The sequence below is a fragment of the Lysinibacillus sp. NPDC092081 genome (genome assembly GCF_044755845.1).
In the GTDB taxonomy this organism is placed as follows: Bacteria; Bacillota; Bacilli; order Bacillales_A; family Planococcaceae; genus Lysinibacillus.
The window spans coordinates 69,323-86,381 of sequence record NZ_JBIVRU010000003.1 but is presented as its reverse complement, the minus strand read 5'-3'; the positions used below and the strand labels follow the sequence as shown (position 1 = coordinate 86,381).

General features: G+C 35.9%; 18 protein-coding genes. 7 read left to right on the top strand and 11 right to left on the bottom strand.

Annotation, left to right across the window (positions count from 1 at the left end; all coding sequences use genetic code 11):
* Window positions 1-109: 109 nt before the first annotated feature.
* The 3 genes from ACIQLB_RS07815 to ACIQLB_RS07805 form a co-directional block, all read right to left on the bottom strand.
* Window positions 110-1,558 carry a tetratricopeptide repeat-containing diguanylate cyclase gene (locus tag ACIQLB_RS07815; RefSeq protein ID WP_400723373.1) on the bottom strand — a complete coding sequence of 483 codons (1,449 nt, stop codon included), beginning with the start codon at window positions 1,556-1,558 and terminating at the stop codon, window positions 110-112.
* Window positions 1,559-1,842: 284 nt separating this feature from the next.
* On the bottom strand, window positions 1,843-3,048 hold the full coding sequence (locus tag ACIQLB_RS07810; RefSeq protein ID WP_400723370.1) for a hypothetical protein: 1,206 nt from the start codon (window positions 3,046-3,048) through the stop codon (window positions 1,843-1,845).
* A complete protein-coding gene (locus ACIQLB_RS07805) occupies window positions 3,041-3,547 on the bottom strand; it encodes a sigma-70 family RNA polymerase sigma factor (protein ID WP_400723367.1) in 507 nt (168 codons plus the stop codon). The genes ACIQLB_RS07810 and ACIQLB_RS07805 overlap by 8 nt, the downstream gene beginning before the upstream one ends.
* Window positions 3,548-3,660: 113 nt before the next feature.
* Between ACIQLB_RS07805 and ACIQLB_RS07800 the strand changes: the two genes are divergently transcribed.
* The 3 genes from ACIQLB_RS07800 (at window position 3,661) to ACIQLB_RS07790 (ending at window position 4,922) form a co-directional block, all read left to right on the top strand.
* On the top strand, window positions 3,661-4,101 hold the full coding sequence (locus ACIQLB_RS07800; protein WP_400723364.1) for a MerR family transcriptional regulator: 441 nt from the start codon (window positions 3,661-3,663) through the stop codon (window positions 4,099-4,101).
* Window positions 4,088-4,441 carry a DUF4260 domain-containing protein gene (locus tag ACIQLB_RS07795; protein WP_400723361.1) on the top strand — a complete coding sequence of 118 codons (354 nt, stop codon included), beginning with the start codon at window positions 4,088-4,090 and terminating at the stop codon, window positions 4,439-4,441. Before ACIQLB_RS07800 ends, ACIQLB_RS07795 begins: the two co-directional genes overlap by 14 nt.
* Before the next feature lie 151 nt (window positions 4,442-4,592).
* Window positions 4,593-4,922, top strand: coding sequence for a YrdB family protein (locus ACIQLB_RS07790; RefSeq protein WP_400723358.1), 330 nt, complete (start codon window positions 4,593-4,595; stop codon window positions 4,920-4,922).
* A 25-nt stretch (window positions 4,923-4,947) separates the two neighbouring features.
* Here the strand turns inward: ACIQLB_RS07790 and ACIQLB_RS07785 are convergent, their stop codons facing one another.
* On the bottom strand, window positions 4,948-5,895 hold the full coding sequence (locus tag ACIQLB_RS07785; protein ID WP_400723355.1) for an MBL fold metallo-hydrolase: 948 nt from the start codon (window positions 5,893-5,895) through the stop codon (window positions 4,948-4,950).
* A gap of 217 nt (window positions 5,896-6,112) precedes the next feature.
* A complete protein-coding gene (locus ACIQLB_RS07780; RefSeq protein WP_400723352.1) occupies window positions 6,113-6,964 on the bottom strand; it encodes a helix-turn-helix transcriptional regulator in 852 nt (283 codons plus the stop codon).
* Window positions 6,965-7,085: 121 nt separating this feature from the next.
* On the opposite strand from ACIQLB_RS07780, the gene fabF reads away from it, so the two are divergent.
* Window positions 7,086-8,321 (top strand): beta-ketoacyl-ACP synthase II, encoded by a 1,236-nt coding sequence (gene fabF, locus ACIQLB_RS07775; protein ID WP_400723349.1) that lies wholly within the window; start codon window positions 7,086-7,088, stop codon window positions 8,319-8,321.
* A 248-nt stretch (window positions 8,322-8,569) separates the two neighbouring features.
* On the opposite strand, the gene ACIQLB_RS07770 is transcribed toward fabF, so the two are convergent.
* The 6 genes from ACIQLB_RS07770 to ACIQLB_RS07745 all read right to left on the bottom strand — a co-directional run bounded on the left by ACIQLB_RS07770 (window position 8,570) and on the right by ACIQLB_RS07745 (window position 13,931).
* Complete coding sequence (locus tag ACIQLB_RS07770) at window positions 8,570-8,791, bottom strand: hypothetical protein (RefSeq protein WP_400723347.1); 222 nt, start codon at window positions 8,789-8,791, stop codon at window positions 8,570-8,572.
* Window positions 8,792-8,801: 10 nt separating this feature from the next.
* A complete protein-coding gene (locus tag ACIQLB_RS07765) occupies window positions 8,802-9,869 on the bottom strand; it encodes a LolA family protein (RefSeq protein WP_400723344.1) in 1,068 nt (355 codons plus the stop codon).
* The gene (locus tag ACIQLB_RS07760; RefSeq protein ID WP_400723341.1) at window positions 9,869-11,326 is read right to left on the bottom strand and encodes a HAMP domain-containing sensor histidine kinase; all 1,458 of its coding nucleotides are present in this window, start codon (window positions 11,324-11,326) and stop codon (window positions 9,869-9,871) included. Before ACIQLB_RS07760 ends, ACIQLB_RS07765 begins: the two co-directional genes overlap by 1 nt.
* Window positions 11,323-12,021: a response regulator transcription factor gene (locus ACIQLB_RS07755; RefSeq protein ID WP_400723338.1), complete on the bottom strand. Its 699-nt coding sequence runs from the start codon at window positions 12,019-12,021 to the stop codon at window positions 11,323-11,325. Before ACIQLB_RS07755 ends, ACIQLB_RS07760 begins: the two co-directional genes overlap by 4 nt.
* Before the next feature lie 257 nt (window positions 12,022-12,278).
* Complete coding sequence (locus tag ACIQLB_RS07750) at window positions 12,279-13,295, bottom strand: inorganic phosphate transporter (protein WP_400723335.1); 1,017 nt, start codon at window positions 13,293-13,295, stop codon at window positions 12,279-12,281.
* Between the two features lie 15 nt (window positions 13,296-13,310).
* The gene (locus tag ACIQLB_RS07745) at window positions 13,311-13,931 is read right to left on the bottom strand and encodes a DUF47 domain-containing protein (RefSeq protein WP_400723332.1); all 621 of its coding nucleotides are present in this window, start codon (window positions 13,929-13,931) and stop codon (window positions 13,311-13,313) included.
* Between the two features lie 398 nt (window positions 13,932-14,329).
* On the opposite strand from ACIQLB_RS07745, the gene ACIQLB_RS07740 reads away from it, so the two are divergent.
* From ACIQLB_RS07740 to ACIQLB_RS07730, 3 genes are all read left to right on the top strand, one after another.
* Window positions 14,330-15,097 (top strand): sulfite exporter TauE/SafE family protein, encoded by a 768-nt coding sequence (locus ACIQLB_RS07740; RefSeq protein ID WP_400724041.1) that lies wholly within the window; start codon window positions 14,330-14,332, stop codon window positions 15,095-15,097.
* A gap of 122 nt (window positions 15,098-15,219) precedes the next feature.
* Window positions 15,220-16,602, top strand: coding sequence for a Na+/H+ antiporter NhaC (nhaC, locus tag ACIQLB_RS07735; protein ID WP_400723329.1), 1,383 nt, complete (start codon window positions 15,220-15,222; stop codon window positions 16,600-16,602).
* A gap of 210 nt (window positions 16,603-16,812) precedes the next feature.
* Window positions 16,813-17,028 (top strand): hypothetical protein, encoded by a 216-nt coding sequence (locus tag ACIQLB_RS07730; RefSeq protein WP_400723326.1) that lies wholly within the window; start codon window positions 16,813-16,815, stop codon window positions 17,026-17,028.
* The last annotated feature ends 31 nt before the right edge of the window (window positions 17,029-17,059 follow it).

Sequence of the window (17,059 nt, the reverse complement as noted above, 5' to 3'; positions counted from 1 at the left end):
AACTCCAACGACTGTTCGTTGAAATGAAGCAGATCCTTTATGATAGAAATATTTCGCTATAATCGAACGCCACAATATGAAATCCGCTAATACAAATCATCTGCCTTGTTTATTTACTATTTCCCGCATCACTATAATGATTAAAGACCGTGATTTGGTTACGACCGTTGCGCTTGGACGTATATAGTGCTGTGTCCGCATTATGGATCAACTCTTCGACCGCTGTAATTTGGCCTTGATTGTTTGTACTTACGCCAATACTAAATTCCAAATGAACGGTCTCATCATTGATTGTTACAGACATAGAGTTTAATGTTTGATAGAGATTTTCCGCCATCATTTGTACAGATTCACCCTTCTGTAATTGACTAAGAACAATAAACTCATCTCCGCCAAAACGAGCAACTATCGACTCGAATGGTTGAAAATAGTCTTTTAATTTAGTAGCAGTAATCGTTAAAGTATCATCACCAAATAAATGACCATTTGTATCATTGATTTCTTTAAAATGATCTAAATCAATCATCATTAATGCTAATTGCTGATTTTCTGCTGAAGCTTTCTCTACCATTTTCACAGCATTCTCATCAAAATATCGTCGATTATATATATTCGTTAATGGATCAATGAAAGAGTTTTTTTCTAATTGTTTCTTCTGGTCATTGTACTCCATCTCAAATAACAAATGAGTATAATTTTCCCTTTGTATTTCAAGTAAAATGTTAATATATTCCTTTTGTATCGAGCATAATACAATTTTATTACCTTGCTCTTCTATTAGCTTCACCAAAGAATTGTAGATTGTTTGAAGCATAGATAAATCATTATTTTGTAAGGCGTAGTGCTTCGACTTTTGGTACAAATCAATGGCCTCGCCAATGCGTCCTTGTTTTTCACAAAGTAAAGCATAGGCATTCATAACCTCCAATTGTACCTTGGAATAAGGTGGTTTCTGAATCATCGCCAACAGCTCTTGCAATAATTCATCTGCTTCATCAAATTCCTCCAACCAAATTTGTGCGACAGCTAAGTTTATTTTTGAATAAATAATCCCTGTATAAGGATTTTCATGCTTTTTCTCAAAAAAATTAGCATAGTATAAGCTCTTTAATGCAAAATTCTTCGCTTTTTGATAGTTCCCTAAAGAGTTTTCTAAGTCGCTTAAATTATTATAAATTTTCCCTATACTATCTATATGTTGAATACGCTCAGCAATCTCTAATCCCTTAATCATAAACTCTTTAGATTTCTTTAAATGACCCAATGTCCCCCAATAAATGGACGCTAAAATATAATGATGGATTAAATCGATATCATCGCCATATTGAAAGGTTAATTCGCGATATTGCTCAAGCACACTAATGGAAACTTGCAAATCACCTGTTTGAAAATAGCTTGCACAGCTATAGCGTAATAACAGGATTGCTTTTTTATACATACCAAGCGCAATAGCACTTTCAATTGCGGCACTACTTATTTCTATATATTCTATAAAGCGATCCGCATTATACAATTCATTTAGCGTAATCCATAATTCTTCAAACTCCTGTGTGTTCATACCGCCCCTCCTTATATTAACCCCTACTTCTTTAATACTATCTTTATGTGCATAATATTACAATTCCTCAGACTCATTTATTTTCAAATTTATGAGTAAAATTAACCTCATAATAATAATAAGTGATTCATTTCTCCTAAAAAGATTGTATATACCTGTAAAAACGACTCTTTTTATATGGAAAATATTTATAGTAGTACAAAAACTATAAGTTCCTGGCAAATAAAAAACAAGTCTCTTCTTTAAAGAGACTTGCTGACTGTCGTCAATGGAATGAATATAAATTACTTTTCAATACCTAATATCGCCTTTAACTCTTCTGATCTTTTTTGACTAAGATGTACAATTCCGTAACCCTCTTTATATACATAAAGTGATTGACCGTAACTAAGCCAGACATCTACACGAACTCCCTCTAGCATAAATGAATAATCTGGAGGGCTTTCCATATCTTCAGCAGGCTGCCACACTGTTTGTCGAAAGAATTGAATGGCTTCCTGTTCATTTTGGATGTTGAGCTTAGTAGTGACTGTTGGTTCACTAATTTCCACATTGTTTAATACCCCGTAATGTGTGACAATTCCATTTTCATCAATTGACTGGCTACTATTTGATTCTAAACAAACATAATCTCCTTGCTTAAGGAAGAAATCATCCATAACCGGATACCAAGTAGCTTTTGGGTACTTTTTCATGATCTGCTCTTGAGAAAGGTTTTCTAAGTCCTTCGGAACAACTCCTTTAACAAATAGAAAAGCATTGGATTCTACCTCTACTTTTATGACTGTTCCCATATATATAGTTCCATGTGAGCTACTATTATAATTCTTGATGCCATTTTGCTCCTGAAATGTTTTTGCCTGCTCAGCAAAATGTTTATCAAAATAACGGAGAGCATCTTGAGCGGCTATTTGTTGTACTATACCTTTTGGAAAAGTGGGGTATTTTTCTAAATAAAAGGTTTCAAGCTTTTTTCTAGTTGCATACATCGGTAACAATGGCTCCAAATACTTCTTAAAATATTTATCGACTCCTTCTTCTTTAAAAAGCTCTGCATATTCAGGTACTTGTTGTAGCGTAACAAGCTCGTCATAATGCTCATTTCTCACAGCCTTTAGCTCTGCCTCAGAATATTGAATATCAAGTGATTTCGCATAATAATAAATGGCAACTACCTTCTTGTAGCGTTCAAATGCCTCTTTTGAGTAAAATTCCTCGTCTTGTTTGCCCCAATTGATACGCGTGATTTTTTCGAAATGAGTAAGCAGTGTATCGTTAAACTTGTTTGCCGATTGTTTCGTTTCCTTATTTAGTAGCTGTACCATGATAAATCCAACTAAGCAAAACGTCACAATTGCTGTTAAAAGTGCGAAACGAATGGGCTTTTTAGCTTTGACATTCTGCTGCTGTAAAACACGTTTTTTGACACGCTCCTTACTCTCACTTATATCCCCTGCTACTTTCACCATTTCTTTTTGCCATTCATTCATGTCCAAGCACCTCCCATTCCTCCTGCTTTAAATGAGACTTCAAGGCTTCTCTTGCCCTTCTTAGCCTAGTTTTCACAGTATTTTCTAGAATACCTAGAACTTGTGCTATGTCGGCAATCTTCATTTCTTCATAATAGTAAAGGATAATTGGCTCTCTATATGTCAATGGAAGCTGTAAAATAGCTGCCCCAATATGCGATCTTTCTTCTGCTTCAATTAGTGCATCGCGCTGTATGTTGGCCTTCACCGGAAATATTTTTTCTTGTAAAATTAATTTTTTATAATGCCAGCTTTTTAAATAATCCTTGCTTTTATTAATCGTTAATCTAGATAGATAAGCACGTAGCTGTCCACGTTCCTCATATCCATGCTGAGAAAATTTTATAAAAACCTCCTGCACGATATCTTCTGCTGCGTGCGTATTTTTCACGTAAAAATAGGCGAGACGTAATAAATGTTCTGCATGTTCATCCATAATTTTTTCAAGTATGCCGTCCACCTCCCCCTCTTATACTATTAACGACTGCCAATAACTGACCGTTTCACTTCATTTTCAAAAATTTAACCTTGGAGTACACTCCAATGTTAGGATAAATTCAAGGAGGTGTTCATATGCAAATCAAACAGTTTGCAGCTAAGTATAATTTATCTACTGATACCGTGCGTTTCTATGAAAAAGAAGGATTACTACATCCAAATAAACAGGACAATGGCTATCGAGTGTATGATGTCACTTGTGAACATACAATAAAATTCATTTTAGTATTAAGACAGGCTGGCTTTACATTACAAGAAATCAAACAGCTTCTTACACTAGAGCAAAAGCCCATTTCAGATTCCTGCAATCAAGAAACAGTACAGCTTTTCTCTATAAAGATCACCCACATTGAACAGCAGTTACTTTTTTATCAGCAGGCACTACAATCCTTGCAGCTCACTCAAACATTATTAGCTGAAGGAAAATACGCGGAAAATAAATTGGTCATCGGTTCACTGATCGACGATATGTATAATAAATTACAAAAAGGAAGTGGTCATCATGAAACTACGTAATATTATCTCATTGGAATATTTACTAGCATTTGTAGGAAGTGTATTTTTCTACTGGCATTTTGAATTTTCGTTCCTCTATTTTGTATTGCTGTTATTACTACCTGATATAAGCATGTTAGGCTACATTGTAAACACTAAAGTTGGCGCGTTCTTTTACAATATTGGTCATAGTTTAGTTTTCCCAGTCATTCTCTTGATTATAGGTTTTGTCACTGTATCGACACCGCTACTAATGGCCTCTATAATTTGGCTAGCCCATATCTTTTTAGATCGTGCACTAGGCTATGGTTTAAAATATGATGAAGCCTTTACTAAAACTCATTTACAGCAAATAGCTTAAGAATCGAAGTTGCGATCTTATCGGCGGTTTTGATAGTTTTATCAGCGATGTTTGTAGTTTTATCAGCGATGAGCGTTTTCATTAGCATTTCTGTTCACTTTATAAGCGTTGATGTTTACCCTTTCAAAATCCAATTTTTCGGAGGGATACTATGGTGTTGAATTTAGGTCTTCGTTTTCTATTAGAAATTTGTGTGTTAATGGCTTATGGATATTGGGGTATACAAACTGGGAAAGGCATGTTCTTCAAGCTTTTACTTGGCATTGGAGCACCCGCTTTGTTCGTAGTTATTTGGAGCATGTTCGGTTCACCTAAAGCAACATTTCCATTGAATGGGACTTTACATTTTATGCTTGAATTTGTGATATTCTCTTTAGCCGTCATAACTCTGTATGCTACAGGACGAACACAATTAGCGACTATATTTGCAATACTAATTATCATTAATCAGATTCTATTGTCCGTATTTCATCAACGCTAAAAAATCCACGTTTTTAAAAGTGGATTTAGCTTTTTTGAAAGTACTTGTATATCGTTGTAAGATTAGCTTTAATACCGTTTACTCCCTTCCATTCCCTATACTCTTTAGGAATACCAAATTCAGAAATAAAATCTTCTAGTGACAATTTTCGTTGAAGAGCTTCTTTTGCGCGTTGAGTCATTAAAGACAAATAATCAATTAATGTATCGCATAAAGTCAAATCTGCAACATTACCATGACCAGGTACAATTACATTTATATCGATTTGTTTAACTCGCTTTAATGTGGTCAAAAATTCTTCAGGGTTATAGATCGGTACATGTAAATCCTCTGTCGCTAAATCACCCATAAAAGCTATTTTTTCTTTAGGTAGATACATAAATGTATCACTCGGTGAATGCCCTCCGCCTAAACAGTATAATTCTACAGTTTTATCGGAACCCCTGATGGTCAATTTTTCTTCAAACAACAAGGATGGTAACACAAGTTGTAATTGAAATAAGTCATCCAACACTTTCGACATTTCTTGATATTGGTTGATTAAACTCGCTTTTATAATGGTGTCCTCTGTTGAATCGATTTGATTTTTAAGATGAAGCAGGTATTGATTCATGTCCTGCTTTTCCTTCTCATAGTCTTCAATCATATTCTTTTCTTTGCACAATTTCTCCGTAACATATGTAGAAATAATCGTTGTATCTGAAAACACTTGATTTCCAAAAACGTGATCCCCGTGATAATGACTGTTAATCAAATACTTTACTTTCTTACCCGTTAAACTTTCAGCTTGGCGTCTTAACTCTTCCCCCGCTGAAGGAGTACTTAGCGAATCAAAAACTAGAAGCTCGTCACCTAAATCAATTATTCCTGCATTACTCCAAGCACCTTGACCTGGTTTAGCAATGGCAGCAAACACACCGTCACATAAAGTATGCAAAGTAAAATATGTTGTTTCTACAATCTCCCGCTCCATTCATAGCTCCCCTTTGAAGTTTTTACATATTATAGATTCATTCTTGAAGATAAATCAATGTTTCGTGAAAATAAAGTTGTTTAATTTATTATCAAGACCTAAATCGTAAAAAGCCATAAAAAATAAAGGGTGATCTATATTAGTTATCAATAATATGTATCATCCTTTACTTCTTGTCTACAATCGCTCCTTATATTGGAATAACGAAAATACTTTATTAATTTTTAACCGAAACCCTTTTCATTAATCGCTTTAATTTATTCTCTGTATCCGTTTCCTCTACTGGTGTATAGACACTGCACCGTAAGTCCATCTCACCTTGAACCTGAAGAGAAGTTAAATTAAACAACATTTTGCCTGCTTTAGCATGTCTGAATTCAATTATCATTTCTGGTGCCTTACTCACTTGACTTTCTTGCCACAAATCCTGAAATTCTAAATGAGAATAACTCATTTCATTAATAAATTGGTTGTACCATTCATCGCCTAAATAGTGTCCATAATAGGTACGGAAAATAGCAAGAAAACCTTTCGCAAAATGCTCCCAATTGACGGCCAATGCTTTAAATTCTTTTCTAGTGAACACTAAACGAATCAAATTTCTTTGATCATTCGGTATTTGTTCAAAATCTAAAAAAACATGAGCAGCTGCCGGATTCCAGCCCACTATATGGCAATGTCGATCTGTAATGATAGTCGGACAATATGTTAATTCAGTTAGTATTCGCTTTAAAGAAGGGCTAAGCTCTGATTGATTATTTTTTTGATTTGTAATTTCTGATTTTGTCCCTATTGCCAGGTCATATATGTAGTCTCTTTCATCATTATTTAATTGTAGAGCTGTAGAAATACAATCAAGTACGATTGAAGAAACTTTTATATCTCTTCCTTGCTCTAGCCATGTATACCAAGTGGTACTTACACCTGCTAATTGTGCAACCTCTTCTCTTCGTAATCCAGGTGTCCTTCTCCGATTTCCGGCAGGCAAACCAACAGACTCTGGCTTAATTTGGGCACGCTTAGCTTTTAAGAATGTCGACAATGCTTCAAGCCTAGTTTTATCATTCATTTTTAAAACTCCTCATCTTATCAATTTAACCTATTAGAAATTATACCAGGATAAACAACAACTTGTAATAGGATAAAATAGATATAAAATACAAGTAAATCATTTATTTGGAGGTATGAAAGTGGAAAGAGTTGTGATTACTGGTATGGGGATAGTGTCTCCTTTAGGAAACAACATCCAAACATTTTGGAATAATTTGATTAATGGGGAATCTGGTATATCCACTATCGATACATTTGATATTACTAACCATAAGACAAAATTTGCAGGTATTGTTCAAGAATTTGATGCAGATGAAATTTTAGGAAAGAACGAAGCTAGACGTTTGGATCGTTTTTCTCAATTTGCTTTGGCTGCAGCTGAACAAGCTTGGGTAGATTCTAAGTTAGACCTCGATTGTATAGATGTAGAAAGGTTAGGCGTATATGTAGGTTCAGGTATTGGGGGAATTGAAACCTTGATTGAAAATATTGATGTGCTTAGACAGAAGGGGCCTAGAAGAGTTAGCCCGACTTTAGTGCCTGCCATGATTTCTAATGCTGCTGCAGCACAAATTAGTATCAAGTGGAACGCAATGGGACCTTCTTTGTCGCCCGTTTCTGCTTGTGCAATTGGAAATACAGCTATTGGTGAAGCCTTTAGACTAATTCGTTCTGGAGAAGTTGACGTTGTGTTCGCAGGTGGAACAGAGGCAGCTATAACAGACTTATCAATAGCAAGCTTTGGTAATGCTACAGCATTATCAAAAAGAAACGATGATCCCACTAAAGCTAGTCGTCCATTTGATGAAAATCGAGATGGATTTGTTATGTCAGAAGGAGCTGGAATTCTAATCTTAGAATCTTTATCTCATGCTTTACGTAGAGAGGCAAAGATTTATGCAGAAGTCATTGGATATGGTGCAAGTTCAGACGCACACCATATCGTAGCTACGCATCCGGAAGGTAAAGGGGCCTACCTTGCAATGAAATCAGCTATAAAAAATGCAAATATATCGCCTGAAGAAATTGATGTTATTAGTGCCCATGCAACAAGTACAAAAGTGGGAGACATCTCCGAAACGATGGCTATTAAGCAGCTGTTTGGTAAACATGCTTATCAGATTCCAGTAACAGCTAATAAATCTATGCTCGGTCATATGTTTGGGGCAGCAGGCGGTGTTGAAGCAATTGCTTTAGCACTAAGTTTAAAGGAAGGTATAATTCCTCCAACAATTAACTTAGAAAATCCTGATCCATTATGTGATCTTGATTATGTACCGTCTATTGCTCGCCAAGTGAAGATAAATACGGGTCTGTCTAACTCATTCGGTTTCGGTGGTCATAATGCGGCTATTGTTTTAAAGAAATACGAGTGAATAAACTTTCTCTCGTAAATCTAACCGTTTCTTAAGGAAATGGTTAGATTTATTCCGTTAAATGGCCCGTTTGTTGAACAAGTAGAAAACGGAGTACCCTTAGATTTTTGTATGAGCTTTTGAATCGCATCCGTCACATTTGCGGACTAATGCTTATTTTAGACTTCAATATTAAATAACTTTATTGACTTCACACAATCAAGACAAAAAAGAAAATCCACTCTTTTTTCAAAGTGGATTTCCTCATATTAAATAAGTCGTTTAATCTTCGTTTCATATAACGCAACAATTAGTAAGCCACCAAGTATAGGGGTTAAAGAACTAAAACTGAAATAAAAACCTTCATCATTGTATTGTCCTAAGAAATGAAATTGCAGCCATGGAACGCCATATGTTTCACCTACACCGTATAAAAAAACTGTGCTAAATAGAAACAATGCGAGACATTTTATTAATTCATTTCTCTTCATAAAACTCACCTCATTTAACGATGGCCATTTGTTTTGCATAGGCTACCAGGTTTTCGATTGTTAGATCAGAATTTCCAATCATAATGCCATATTGATAGCCATTTTCCTGCCAGCCAATATAACGGAATTTTTTCTCGTCCATTACAGTACCTTTTTGGCCACGGATGTCCATTTCTTTTTCACCTAAAACAGACTCTTCCTTATTGGCATTACTATTTGCTTTAAAAACTGTTACTGAAATTTCTTTCTGACCATTCTTTGAATAATTAAAGGTATACTCTGAACGATCTTCTATCCCTTTATCTAATGAAATACCCTCCAAAGTTAATCCATTTCCTTCTGGCACCATTAAAAATTCGCCAAGCTGTTCTTTCACTGTATCCAATGTCACTGATTCAGGTTCAGGTACACTTATTTCTTCCACTTTTGCATCCTTTGGAATATCAATTGTAAATTGTGCATCATCAATTTTTGCACTGTCATCCAGTTTCGTATACTCTGATGTCATTTTATTTCCAGCACTATTTGTTATTGTTTTTAACGTTACCCATGTTTTTTTATCGACCCATACTTCTATATCCCCTATTAAAGTATTATCTTTTTTGGCTTTTGCTACAATTTTATACGTATCTCTTCCAGCAATCTTCTCTTCTCCTGCAATCTTCACATCATGTGTATCCTTTACTAGATTAAATAATGATTCTGCCTGATCTCTTGGTGATTGGAAACCATCGAAACCACCTTCGCCTAAATCCATTTTATGAACAGTGTTTTTTACAACATCATATATAATGATTTGTGAGCCATTGTTGACTGTGATGATATGCTCACCATTTTCAGCTGTCATCTCAATACGTCTTTTACCATCTTTAGTCCACTCCTTGACTTGAGCTTTTCCACCAATCTCACCCATATCCATTTTGTATTCACCATAATAAGTAAGTGGTTCTTTCGTTTCCTGTAATGCTTGATCAATAATTTCCTGGGGTGAATATGACCCCTCTGTATTACAACCTACTAAGCTAAATGTTAGTGCGGCCACTAAACCCGCTGCACGTAATGATTTTTTCCAATTCATTATGAAATCTCTCCTTTAAATGGTGGCAACCAGCAAAGTGCAGCTGTTCCATAGCCTTCTTTAGATACAAGCTCTACTGACCCACCGTGTTTTTCTATTATTTGTTTTGCTATATTTAATCCTAGTCCAGTGCCGCGCTCCCCAGCCTTTGTTCGTGCTGTATCTGCTTGGTACATGGGCTCGAATAACTTCTCGATATCCTCTTTTTTTACACCTTGCCCGCTATTTTGCACAATGATATACATACCATCCTGCTTTATTAATGCTTTCGATACAATATCAAAGCACCCTATAGGACACTGCCCAGCATTCACGGCTGCTAAACCTATCGTTGTACCTACTGCTCCATAGCGCCAAGCATTACTCATTAAATTGTCGATCACTCGTTGAAGCTGCTTCGGATGCACTGCAAACATACCCTCTATGTCACAAGTAACTTCAAGCAAAAAACCTTGATCCTTACATAGTTGCTCATAATCAGACAGTGCCATTTCAAAATACTCTGCCCCATCTACTGCAACAAGTTCTAAATGATAGCTTGTCGATTGCAGTAAAGTGTACATCAATAAATCCTCAAACATATGCTTCATCGTTTCAGACTTTGTTAAAATAATTTGTCGGTACTCTTCTTGCTGTTCTTCTGATAATGTCTTGCTTTGTAAAGACTCAGCATATGCTTGAATAGCTGTAAGGGGTGTTTTCAAATCATGGGAAATACTTGCTATCATTAGCTCCTTTTGCTGTTGTTCAGCTTTTAAGTGAGTACGAGCCATTTCAATTTCGTCCTGCATGGCAAGAAAGGTTTGAGCAAGTTCCCCAATTTCATCTTTTCTTGCCACTAAATTGGATTCCACATGCTCCCCCTTTGCAAAAGCACGCATTTGCCGCATCAGTTCATGTAACGGTCGATTTAATCTACGGTTAAGTAGCATCATAACTGCAAAATAAATAAGGAGAAATAATAATATAGAGCTTGCTATTACAAGCCAAGAACGATTTTCTACGCCTTTTACCCAATCCGTCCTCACTAATTGAATCTCATAAACCCCAAACAATTCTCCATCTTGATAAACCGGCTCTTTATAAGTAAAGGCATTGTAATTTTGCTTTAGCTCATATAAACCTTTAAAAACACTATCTTTAGAATCAATCCCTGACACCGATTTCAATGGATTTGAGGAATACAAAAACAAGCCTGATTTCGAATAAAGTGTAATTGCAAGATGATCATTCGTTAGTGCTTCAATATCTTTGATATCCGCATTTTTTGTATAATACATAGGATTTTCGAGAACAGATTTCACCTGATTAAGCTCTGTTAATTTTTCGAAATACTCAGCAACTCCGTTTTTATCTTGATAATAGGCATTAATCCACACATAAAGGCTATAAGCACCTGTTATCGGTAAAACCATCACGATGAAAAAAGTGATGAGTAACCATGTTTTAATCTTCATAATAGTTCACCGATAAAGCGGTAACCCTTGCCCCATACGGTTTGTATGTAATACGGTGATTTTACTGGGTCTTTTAGCTTTTCTCGTAGTGCCTTTATATGTACTGTGACTGTATGTGTTTCATCTACGCTTGCCTGTTGCCAAATATGCTGGTATAGCTCTTCTTTTGAAAAAGTTTGGCTTGGATTTTTCGCAAGTAGTTTTAATAGAGCGAATTCCTTCTGTGTTAAGGCAAGCTCTTTATCATCAAGCCGCACTGTTTCCTTTTGCCAATCAATTTTTAAACCATGAGCAAAGGATGTTACATCTTCTGTTATTTCTTTTTTCGTATAACGTTTCCAGCGACGTAAGTGTGAGGCTACACGTGCCTTTAACTCCTCTAAGCTAAACGGTTTCGCTATATAATCGTCAGCGCCCTGCAAGCCCTCAACCTTATCTGCCTCTTCCTTACGCGCACTCATCATTAAAATAGGAACATCACTTTCCCACCGAATATTTTGGCAAACCGTAAGACCATCCATCTCCGGTAACATCCAATCGACTAACACTAAATCGAACGTATCTGCTTGAAAATCAGCTAGCCCTTCAAGTCCTGTTGTTGCCCAAGTAATTTGGTAACCCTCTTGCTCAAGCGTATCCTTCACAATACGTCCTATCGCCGTATCATCCTCAATCAGTAATAGCTTTTCTCTCATCTGTTTTCCTCCTGTACTAACCTTACTATGTAAAAAGACATTTTTTCTGGACTTTACACTTTCTTTATAATTACCATAGATTTGGCTTTTCGTCACTGAGCAATCCGTCTCCTTCATTTCTTTCCGTCGTTTCAGGCGTTCTTTCCGTCGCTTTGCTTTTTCTATCCGTCGCTCTGCTCAGCCTTTCCGTCGCTCTACCTATCCAATTAATCAAATAAAAAAAGGAATGCACGTAATTTGTGCATTCCCTCATTATGTTAGAAAAATAAACTTAAGATAAAGTAAATAGTTGCAGCCATGACTGCGGAAATTGGCATCGTGATTACCCATGTCGTCACAATTTTACGTGCCATGCCCCATTTAACACCTTTTACACGATGTGCTGTTCCTACACCCATAATAGATGAAGAAATAACATGTGTTGTAGATACTGGTAAGTGAATTAATGTCGCACCGAAGATGATGGATGCAGAAGCAAGGTCTGCTGCTACCCCGTTTACTGGACGGATTTTCATAATCTTGCCGCCGACTGTTTTGATGATTTTATAACCACCTACAGAAGTACCAAGACCCATCGCACATGCTGCCGCAAAACGTACCCAGAAAGGAATATCGTCTGTGTGATGCAAGCCTCCTGCAATTAAAGCTAGTGTAATAATCCCCATCGCTTTTTGCGCATCGTTTGTACCGTGAGTAAATGATTGTAAAGCTGCTGTACCAATTTGCATTGTCCGGAAGCCTTTATTCGTTCGATATAAATTCATATCCTTAAATAGTACTTTAAATAAAGACATCATTAAGAAACCAGCTGCAAACGCAAGTAATGGTGAGAAAATAAGCGCTTGAAGGATTTTTATAAAGCCACTGTAGTTCAGCACATTAAAGCCGGCTGCCGCGATTGCAGCACCTGCCACAGAACCGATCAATGTATGCGATGAACTAGATGGAATTCCAAAGTACCACGTTACTAAATTCCATGTGATCGCTGATAATAATGCCGCTAAAATAACGACAGAACCTGTAGTATCTCCAGTAAAAGTATTTAAGCTGAACGGGTCAACAATATCCTTTGTTAATGCTTTTGCTACCCCAACGAATGTTATAGCTCCGATGAAATTCATAATCGCAGCCATATAGATTGCTGTACGTGGCTTCAATGCCCTTGTTGATACAGAAGTTGCGATCGCGTTGGCTGTATCATGGAAGCCGTTAATAAAATCGAACACAAGCGCGAACATAACGACTAATATTGTTATCAGTAATATTGTATCCATTTCGTACTCTCCATCTTACGCGTTACGCATAATTATTGTTTCAATTGTATTTGCTACAGTTTGACAGTAGTCTGCAATATCTTCAAATTGTTCATAGATACTCTTGAAGACGATGATGCGCATCGGATCTTTTTCTTGAATAAATAATTGCTTCATCGAAGAGCGGAAAATTTCATCACATTCACGCTCATAGTCCTTAATTTGAATAGCATGTTTACGCATTTCAACAAGCTTTTTACTATTTAATAGCTCCATTGCTTGGACCATTTCATCTGTACTTTTCGCAATATATGTTAAGAATTGGCGCATAGGGTCTGTCACTTCTGTTAAATTGTACATGTCAAAATGAGCAATACAGCCTTCCATTCCATCAATAACATCATCTAATTTATTGGCAAGTGATAAAATATCTTCACGCTCGATAGGTGTCATAAATGATTTATTGAGCATGACGATAAGCTCGTGAATCAATTTATCTCCACTTGTTTCATATTGCTTCATTGTGTCTGCGATTTCTTTTAGTGAATCTATATTTTCAATACGTGCGTTATGAGCGTAATAAATACCTTCTTTAACGTTTTTAGAAATGTTTAACAATGCCTTAAAAAATGGATCTTGCTTGTTTGAGTTGAACATCATGTTCCTCCTGTTGAATGAATATTGTCGATTTCTGCAATCATCATAACAAAACTTTCACATAATTCTACAGATTTTTAAACATAAAATAGTTGAATTTACAAAAATGTAATATAAAATTTGCCACAATTTTTTTTAGGTGCTTTTCCAAGTTGAAAACGTTGGAAACTCGATAACAAAAATTATCGATTTTTCTTAAAAATCACCGTTTTTTCTTTCATTTTTATAAAAATACTTGAAAAAACTTTTTTTCCTTTTATGTTTTTATCGTTATCAATGTTAAGGGATTGTAAACGATATTTACATTCCTCCATTGTCATTTATTACAATTCGCAGTACTGTTATAAGAAAAGTGTAACTTACACAATATGCATTAAAGAGGGTTGAGTATCATACATATGGACATCGATTTACTATCACTTATAATACTTTTAGTACTTGGCTTTATCGCATCCTTTTTAAATGCGATTGTCGGTGGCGGAGGATTAATTTCATTACCTGCGCTTATGGCTGTTGGTTTACCCCCAAGTACAGCAATTGCCACAAACAAACTCGCAAATACAATTAGCAATGGGACTAGCATGTTAACTTTTTTACGAGCTGGCAAGGTTGATATTAATAAGAATAAGAAAATAATGCCTTTTATTTTTATTGGTTCATTTATCGGTGCATACACCGTGCATCTTGTTTCACCAGCTATTTTAAAGCCTCTAATGCTTGTTATGCTCGTCCTTGTTACCTCTTATACAATTTTCAAAAAAGATTGGGGACAACAACCTGAAGAACGGACATTAAGTACTGTGAAGAAAATAGCCTTTATTGGCGCTTTTGCCGCTGTTGGCTTTTACGATGGTTTCTTCGGACCTGGCACTGGTTCTTTTTTCATTTTTATTTTATTAATGATGGGAAATGATTTCTTGCAAGCTGCAGGTAATGCAAAAGCCTTTAATTTCACATCGAACCTAGCCGCACTTGCTATGTTTTTACTATTAGGAAAGGTAAATTTTTTATACGGTTTACCTATGGGTTTCGTCATGATTTTCGGTGCAATCATGGGTTCGAAATTTGCCCTGAAACGTGGGACAAAAATGATGCGTATTATTTTTATCATCATGACTTGTACATTAATTGTCAAAAATGCATGGGATTATTTCAGCATCCATTAAATAAAATACTACCAATTTTATTATCGAAGTTTATTAGCCAATTGACAAAATTTATTAGCGTGCTATAATTCTTTTAGGCTTCACCGCGTTGAAGCGGAGAAGTAACTATTAGGAGGATTAGCATGTTTCGAATTGCAGCAAAGAGTAACCCTCGATTTATCGAGGCAAGCTTTATTATACTTTTAATTATTGCCACGATGGCATACAGTATTGGGCATTTAAAAGCAACACCCCATATACCTATTTTTCTTGTCATTTCACTTTTAATTGCTTATGGATTACTAAAAAAAATTCCGTTTCGTGAGCTTGAAGCTGGGATGGTTGCAGGTGCAAGTGCTGGACTTGGAGCAGTTTTTATTTTCTTCTTTATTGGTATTTTAATTTCGAGCTGGATTATGGGCGGCACAATTCCAACACTTATCTACTATGGCTTTTTAACAGTTTCACCAAGCTTTTTCTTTGCCATCGTATTTTTGATTTGTAGTATCGTTGGTGTTTCTGTTGGTAGTTCTTTAACTACTGTAGCAACTGTGGGCGTTGCTTTTATGGGGATCGCTGGTGCAATGGACATTTCTTTAGCGATAACGGCTGGTGCGATTGTTTCTGGAGCTTTCTTTGGAGATAAAATGTCTCCCCTTTCGGATACAACAAATCTTGCATCTGGTACGGTTGGTGTAGATCTTTTCGAGCATATTAAAAATATGGGTTGGACAACGATTCCAGCTTTCCTGATCTCATTTGTCCTTTATTCAATTTTATCGCCAACAGAAGCAAATACTTCTTTTGATACAGTTGAGCAATTTAAAGAGGGCTTACTGTCAACTGGACTTATTCATTGGTATACATTATTGCCAATTGTTGTTCTTGTTATTATGACTTTTTATAAAGCACCTGCACTTATCACACTCGCAGTCGTCTCAATTATTGGTGTTGGACTTGCCTACATACAAGAACCGATTGCACTAACAAATGTCTTTAAAATCCTTTTTGAAGGCTATGTATCTTCTACGGGGAATAAAGACGTGGATGCATTACTGAGTCGCGGTGGTATGAACAGTATGTTATTTACAATTGCCTTAGTCTTATTAGCATTAACAATGGGCGGTCTATTATTTACGCTCGGCATTATTCAAAGTATTTTATCGAAGGTAGAGAGCCTCTTTAAAAGTGCTGGCTCTGTTATTACAGGAGCTGCCATTACGGGGATTGGTGTTAACACATTAATTGGTGAGCAATATTTATCCATCCTACTTACAGGTGAAGCATTTAAAGCACAATTTGAGAAGGTAGGGCTGGCCCCTAAAAATTTATCTCGTGTTATGGAGGACTCAGGTACTGTAGTCAATCCTCTTGTCCCGTGGAGTGTTTGTGGTATTTTCATTGCTAGTGTACTAGATATCCCAACAACAACTTACCTACCATTTACCTTCTTCTGTCTACTAGGACCAATTTTGACGATTATCTTTGGTTGGAGCGGTAAAACATTAACGAAACTTGAAAAATAAGATGGGTAGCTGATGAATTCGTCAGCTACCTTTTTCTATCTTCCCCTTTAAATTAGTAGATAAGATAAAAAGAAAAACTATAGAAGAGTTCATTATACCTTCAATTAACCAAATCAGCAGGTTTAAAAAGATATTTAACGAATTTATGTGTTTTATCTTAATTTCCTCTGCTATGCTAAAAGTAATCACTTTATTCGAGGGGGTATGAAATTGACACCAGCTGAATTAATTTATTTTAGCGTGATTGCTCTTACTCTATTTAGCATTATTTTACTAATCGCTTTCATTTTTAGAAAACGAAAAAAAAGCGTATTAGCTATTACTATTCTGCTGGTTATCAGTTATATAAGCTATATTGCTTACTATCCTACTTTAAAAATCAAAACTCATGCAGAAAGATATATTCAATTAGAAACTTATTTGTAATCAACAATTTTCGGTAACGCCTAAGCACTTT

Coding starts and splice junctions, on each gene's coding strand:
- ACIQLB_RS07815 (WP_400723373.1), bottom strand. CDS start 1,558: ATGAACACACAGGAGTTTGAAGAATTATGGATTACGCTAAATGAATTG.
- ACIQLB_RS07790 (WP_400723358.1), top strand. CDS start 4,593: ATGGTGTTGAATTTAGGTCTTCGTTTTCTATTAGAAATTTGTGTGTTA.
- ACIQLB_RS07755 (WP_400723338.1), bottom strand. CDS start 12,021: ATGAGAGAAAAGCTATTACTGATTGAGGATGATACGGCGATAGGACGT.
- ACIQLB_RS07770 (WP_400723347.1), bottom strand. CDS start 8,791: ATGAAGAGAAATGAATTAATAAAATGTCTCGCATTGTTTCTATTTAGC.
- ACIQLB_RS07760 (WP_400723341.1), bottom strand. CDS start 11,326: ATGAAGATTAAAACATGGTTACTCATCACTTTTTTCATCGTGATGGTT.
- nhaC (WP_400723329.1), top strand. CDS start 15,220: ATGTTTCGAATTGCAGCAAAGAGTAACCCTCGATTTATCGAGGCAAGC.
- ACIQLB_RS07795 (WP_400723361.1), top strand. CDS start 4,088: ATGAAACTACGTAATATTATCTCATTGGAATATTTACTAGCATTTGTA.
- ACIQLB_RS07740 (WP_400724041.1), top strand. CDS start 14,330: ATGGACATCGATTTACTATCACTTATAATACTTTTAGTACTTGGCTTT.
- ACIQLB_RS07765 (WP_400723344.1), bottom strand. CDS start 9,869: ATGAATTGGAAAAAATCATTACGTGCAGCGGGTTTAGTGGCCGCACTA.
- ACIQLB_RS07780 (WP_400723352.1), bottom strand. CDS start 6,964: ATGAATGATAAAACTAGGCTTGAAGCATTGTCGACATTCTTAAAAGCT.
- ACIQLB_RS07785 (WP_400723355.1), bottom strand. CDS start 5,895: ATGGAGCGGGAGATTGTAGAAACAACATATTTTACTTTGCATACTTTA.
- ACIQLB_RS07810 (WP_400723370.1), bottom strand. CDS start 3,048: ATGAATGAATGGCAAAAAGAAATGGTGAAAGTAGCAGGGGATATAAGT.
- ACIQLB_RS07800 (WP_400723364.1), top strand. CDS start 3,661: ATGCAAATCAAACAGTTTGCAGCTAAGTATAATTTATCTACTGATACC.
- ACIQLB_RS07750 (WP_400723335.1), bottom strand. CDS start 13,295: ATGGATACAATATTACTGATAACAATATTAGTCGTTATGTTCGCGCTT.
- ACIQLB_RS07745 (WP_400723332.1), bottom strand. CDS start 13,931: ATGTTCAACTCAAACAAGCAAGATCCATTTTTTAAGGCATTGTTAAAC.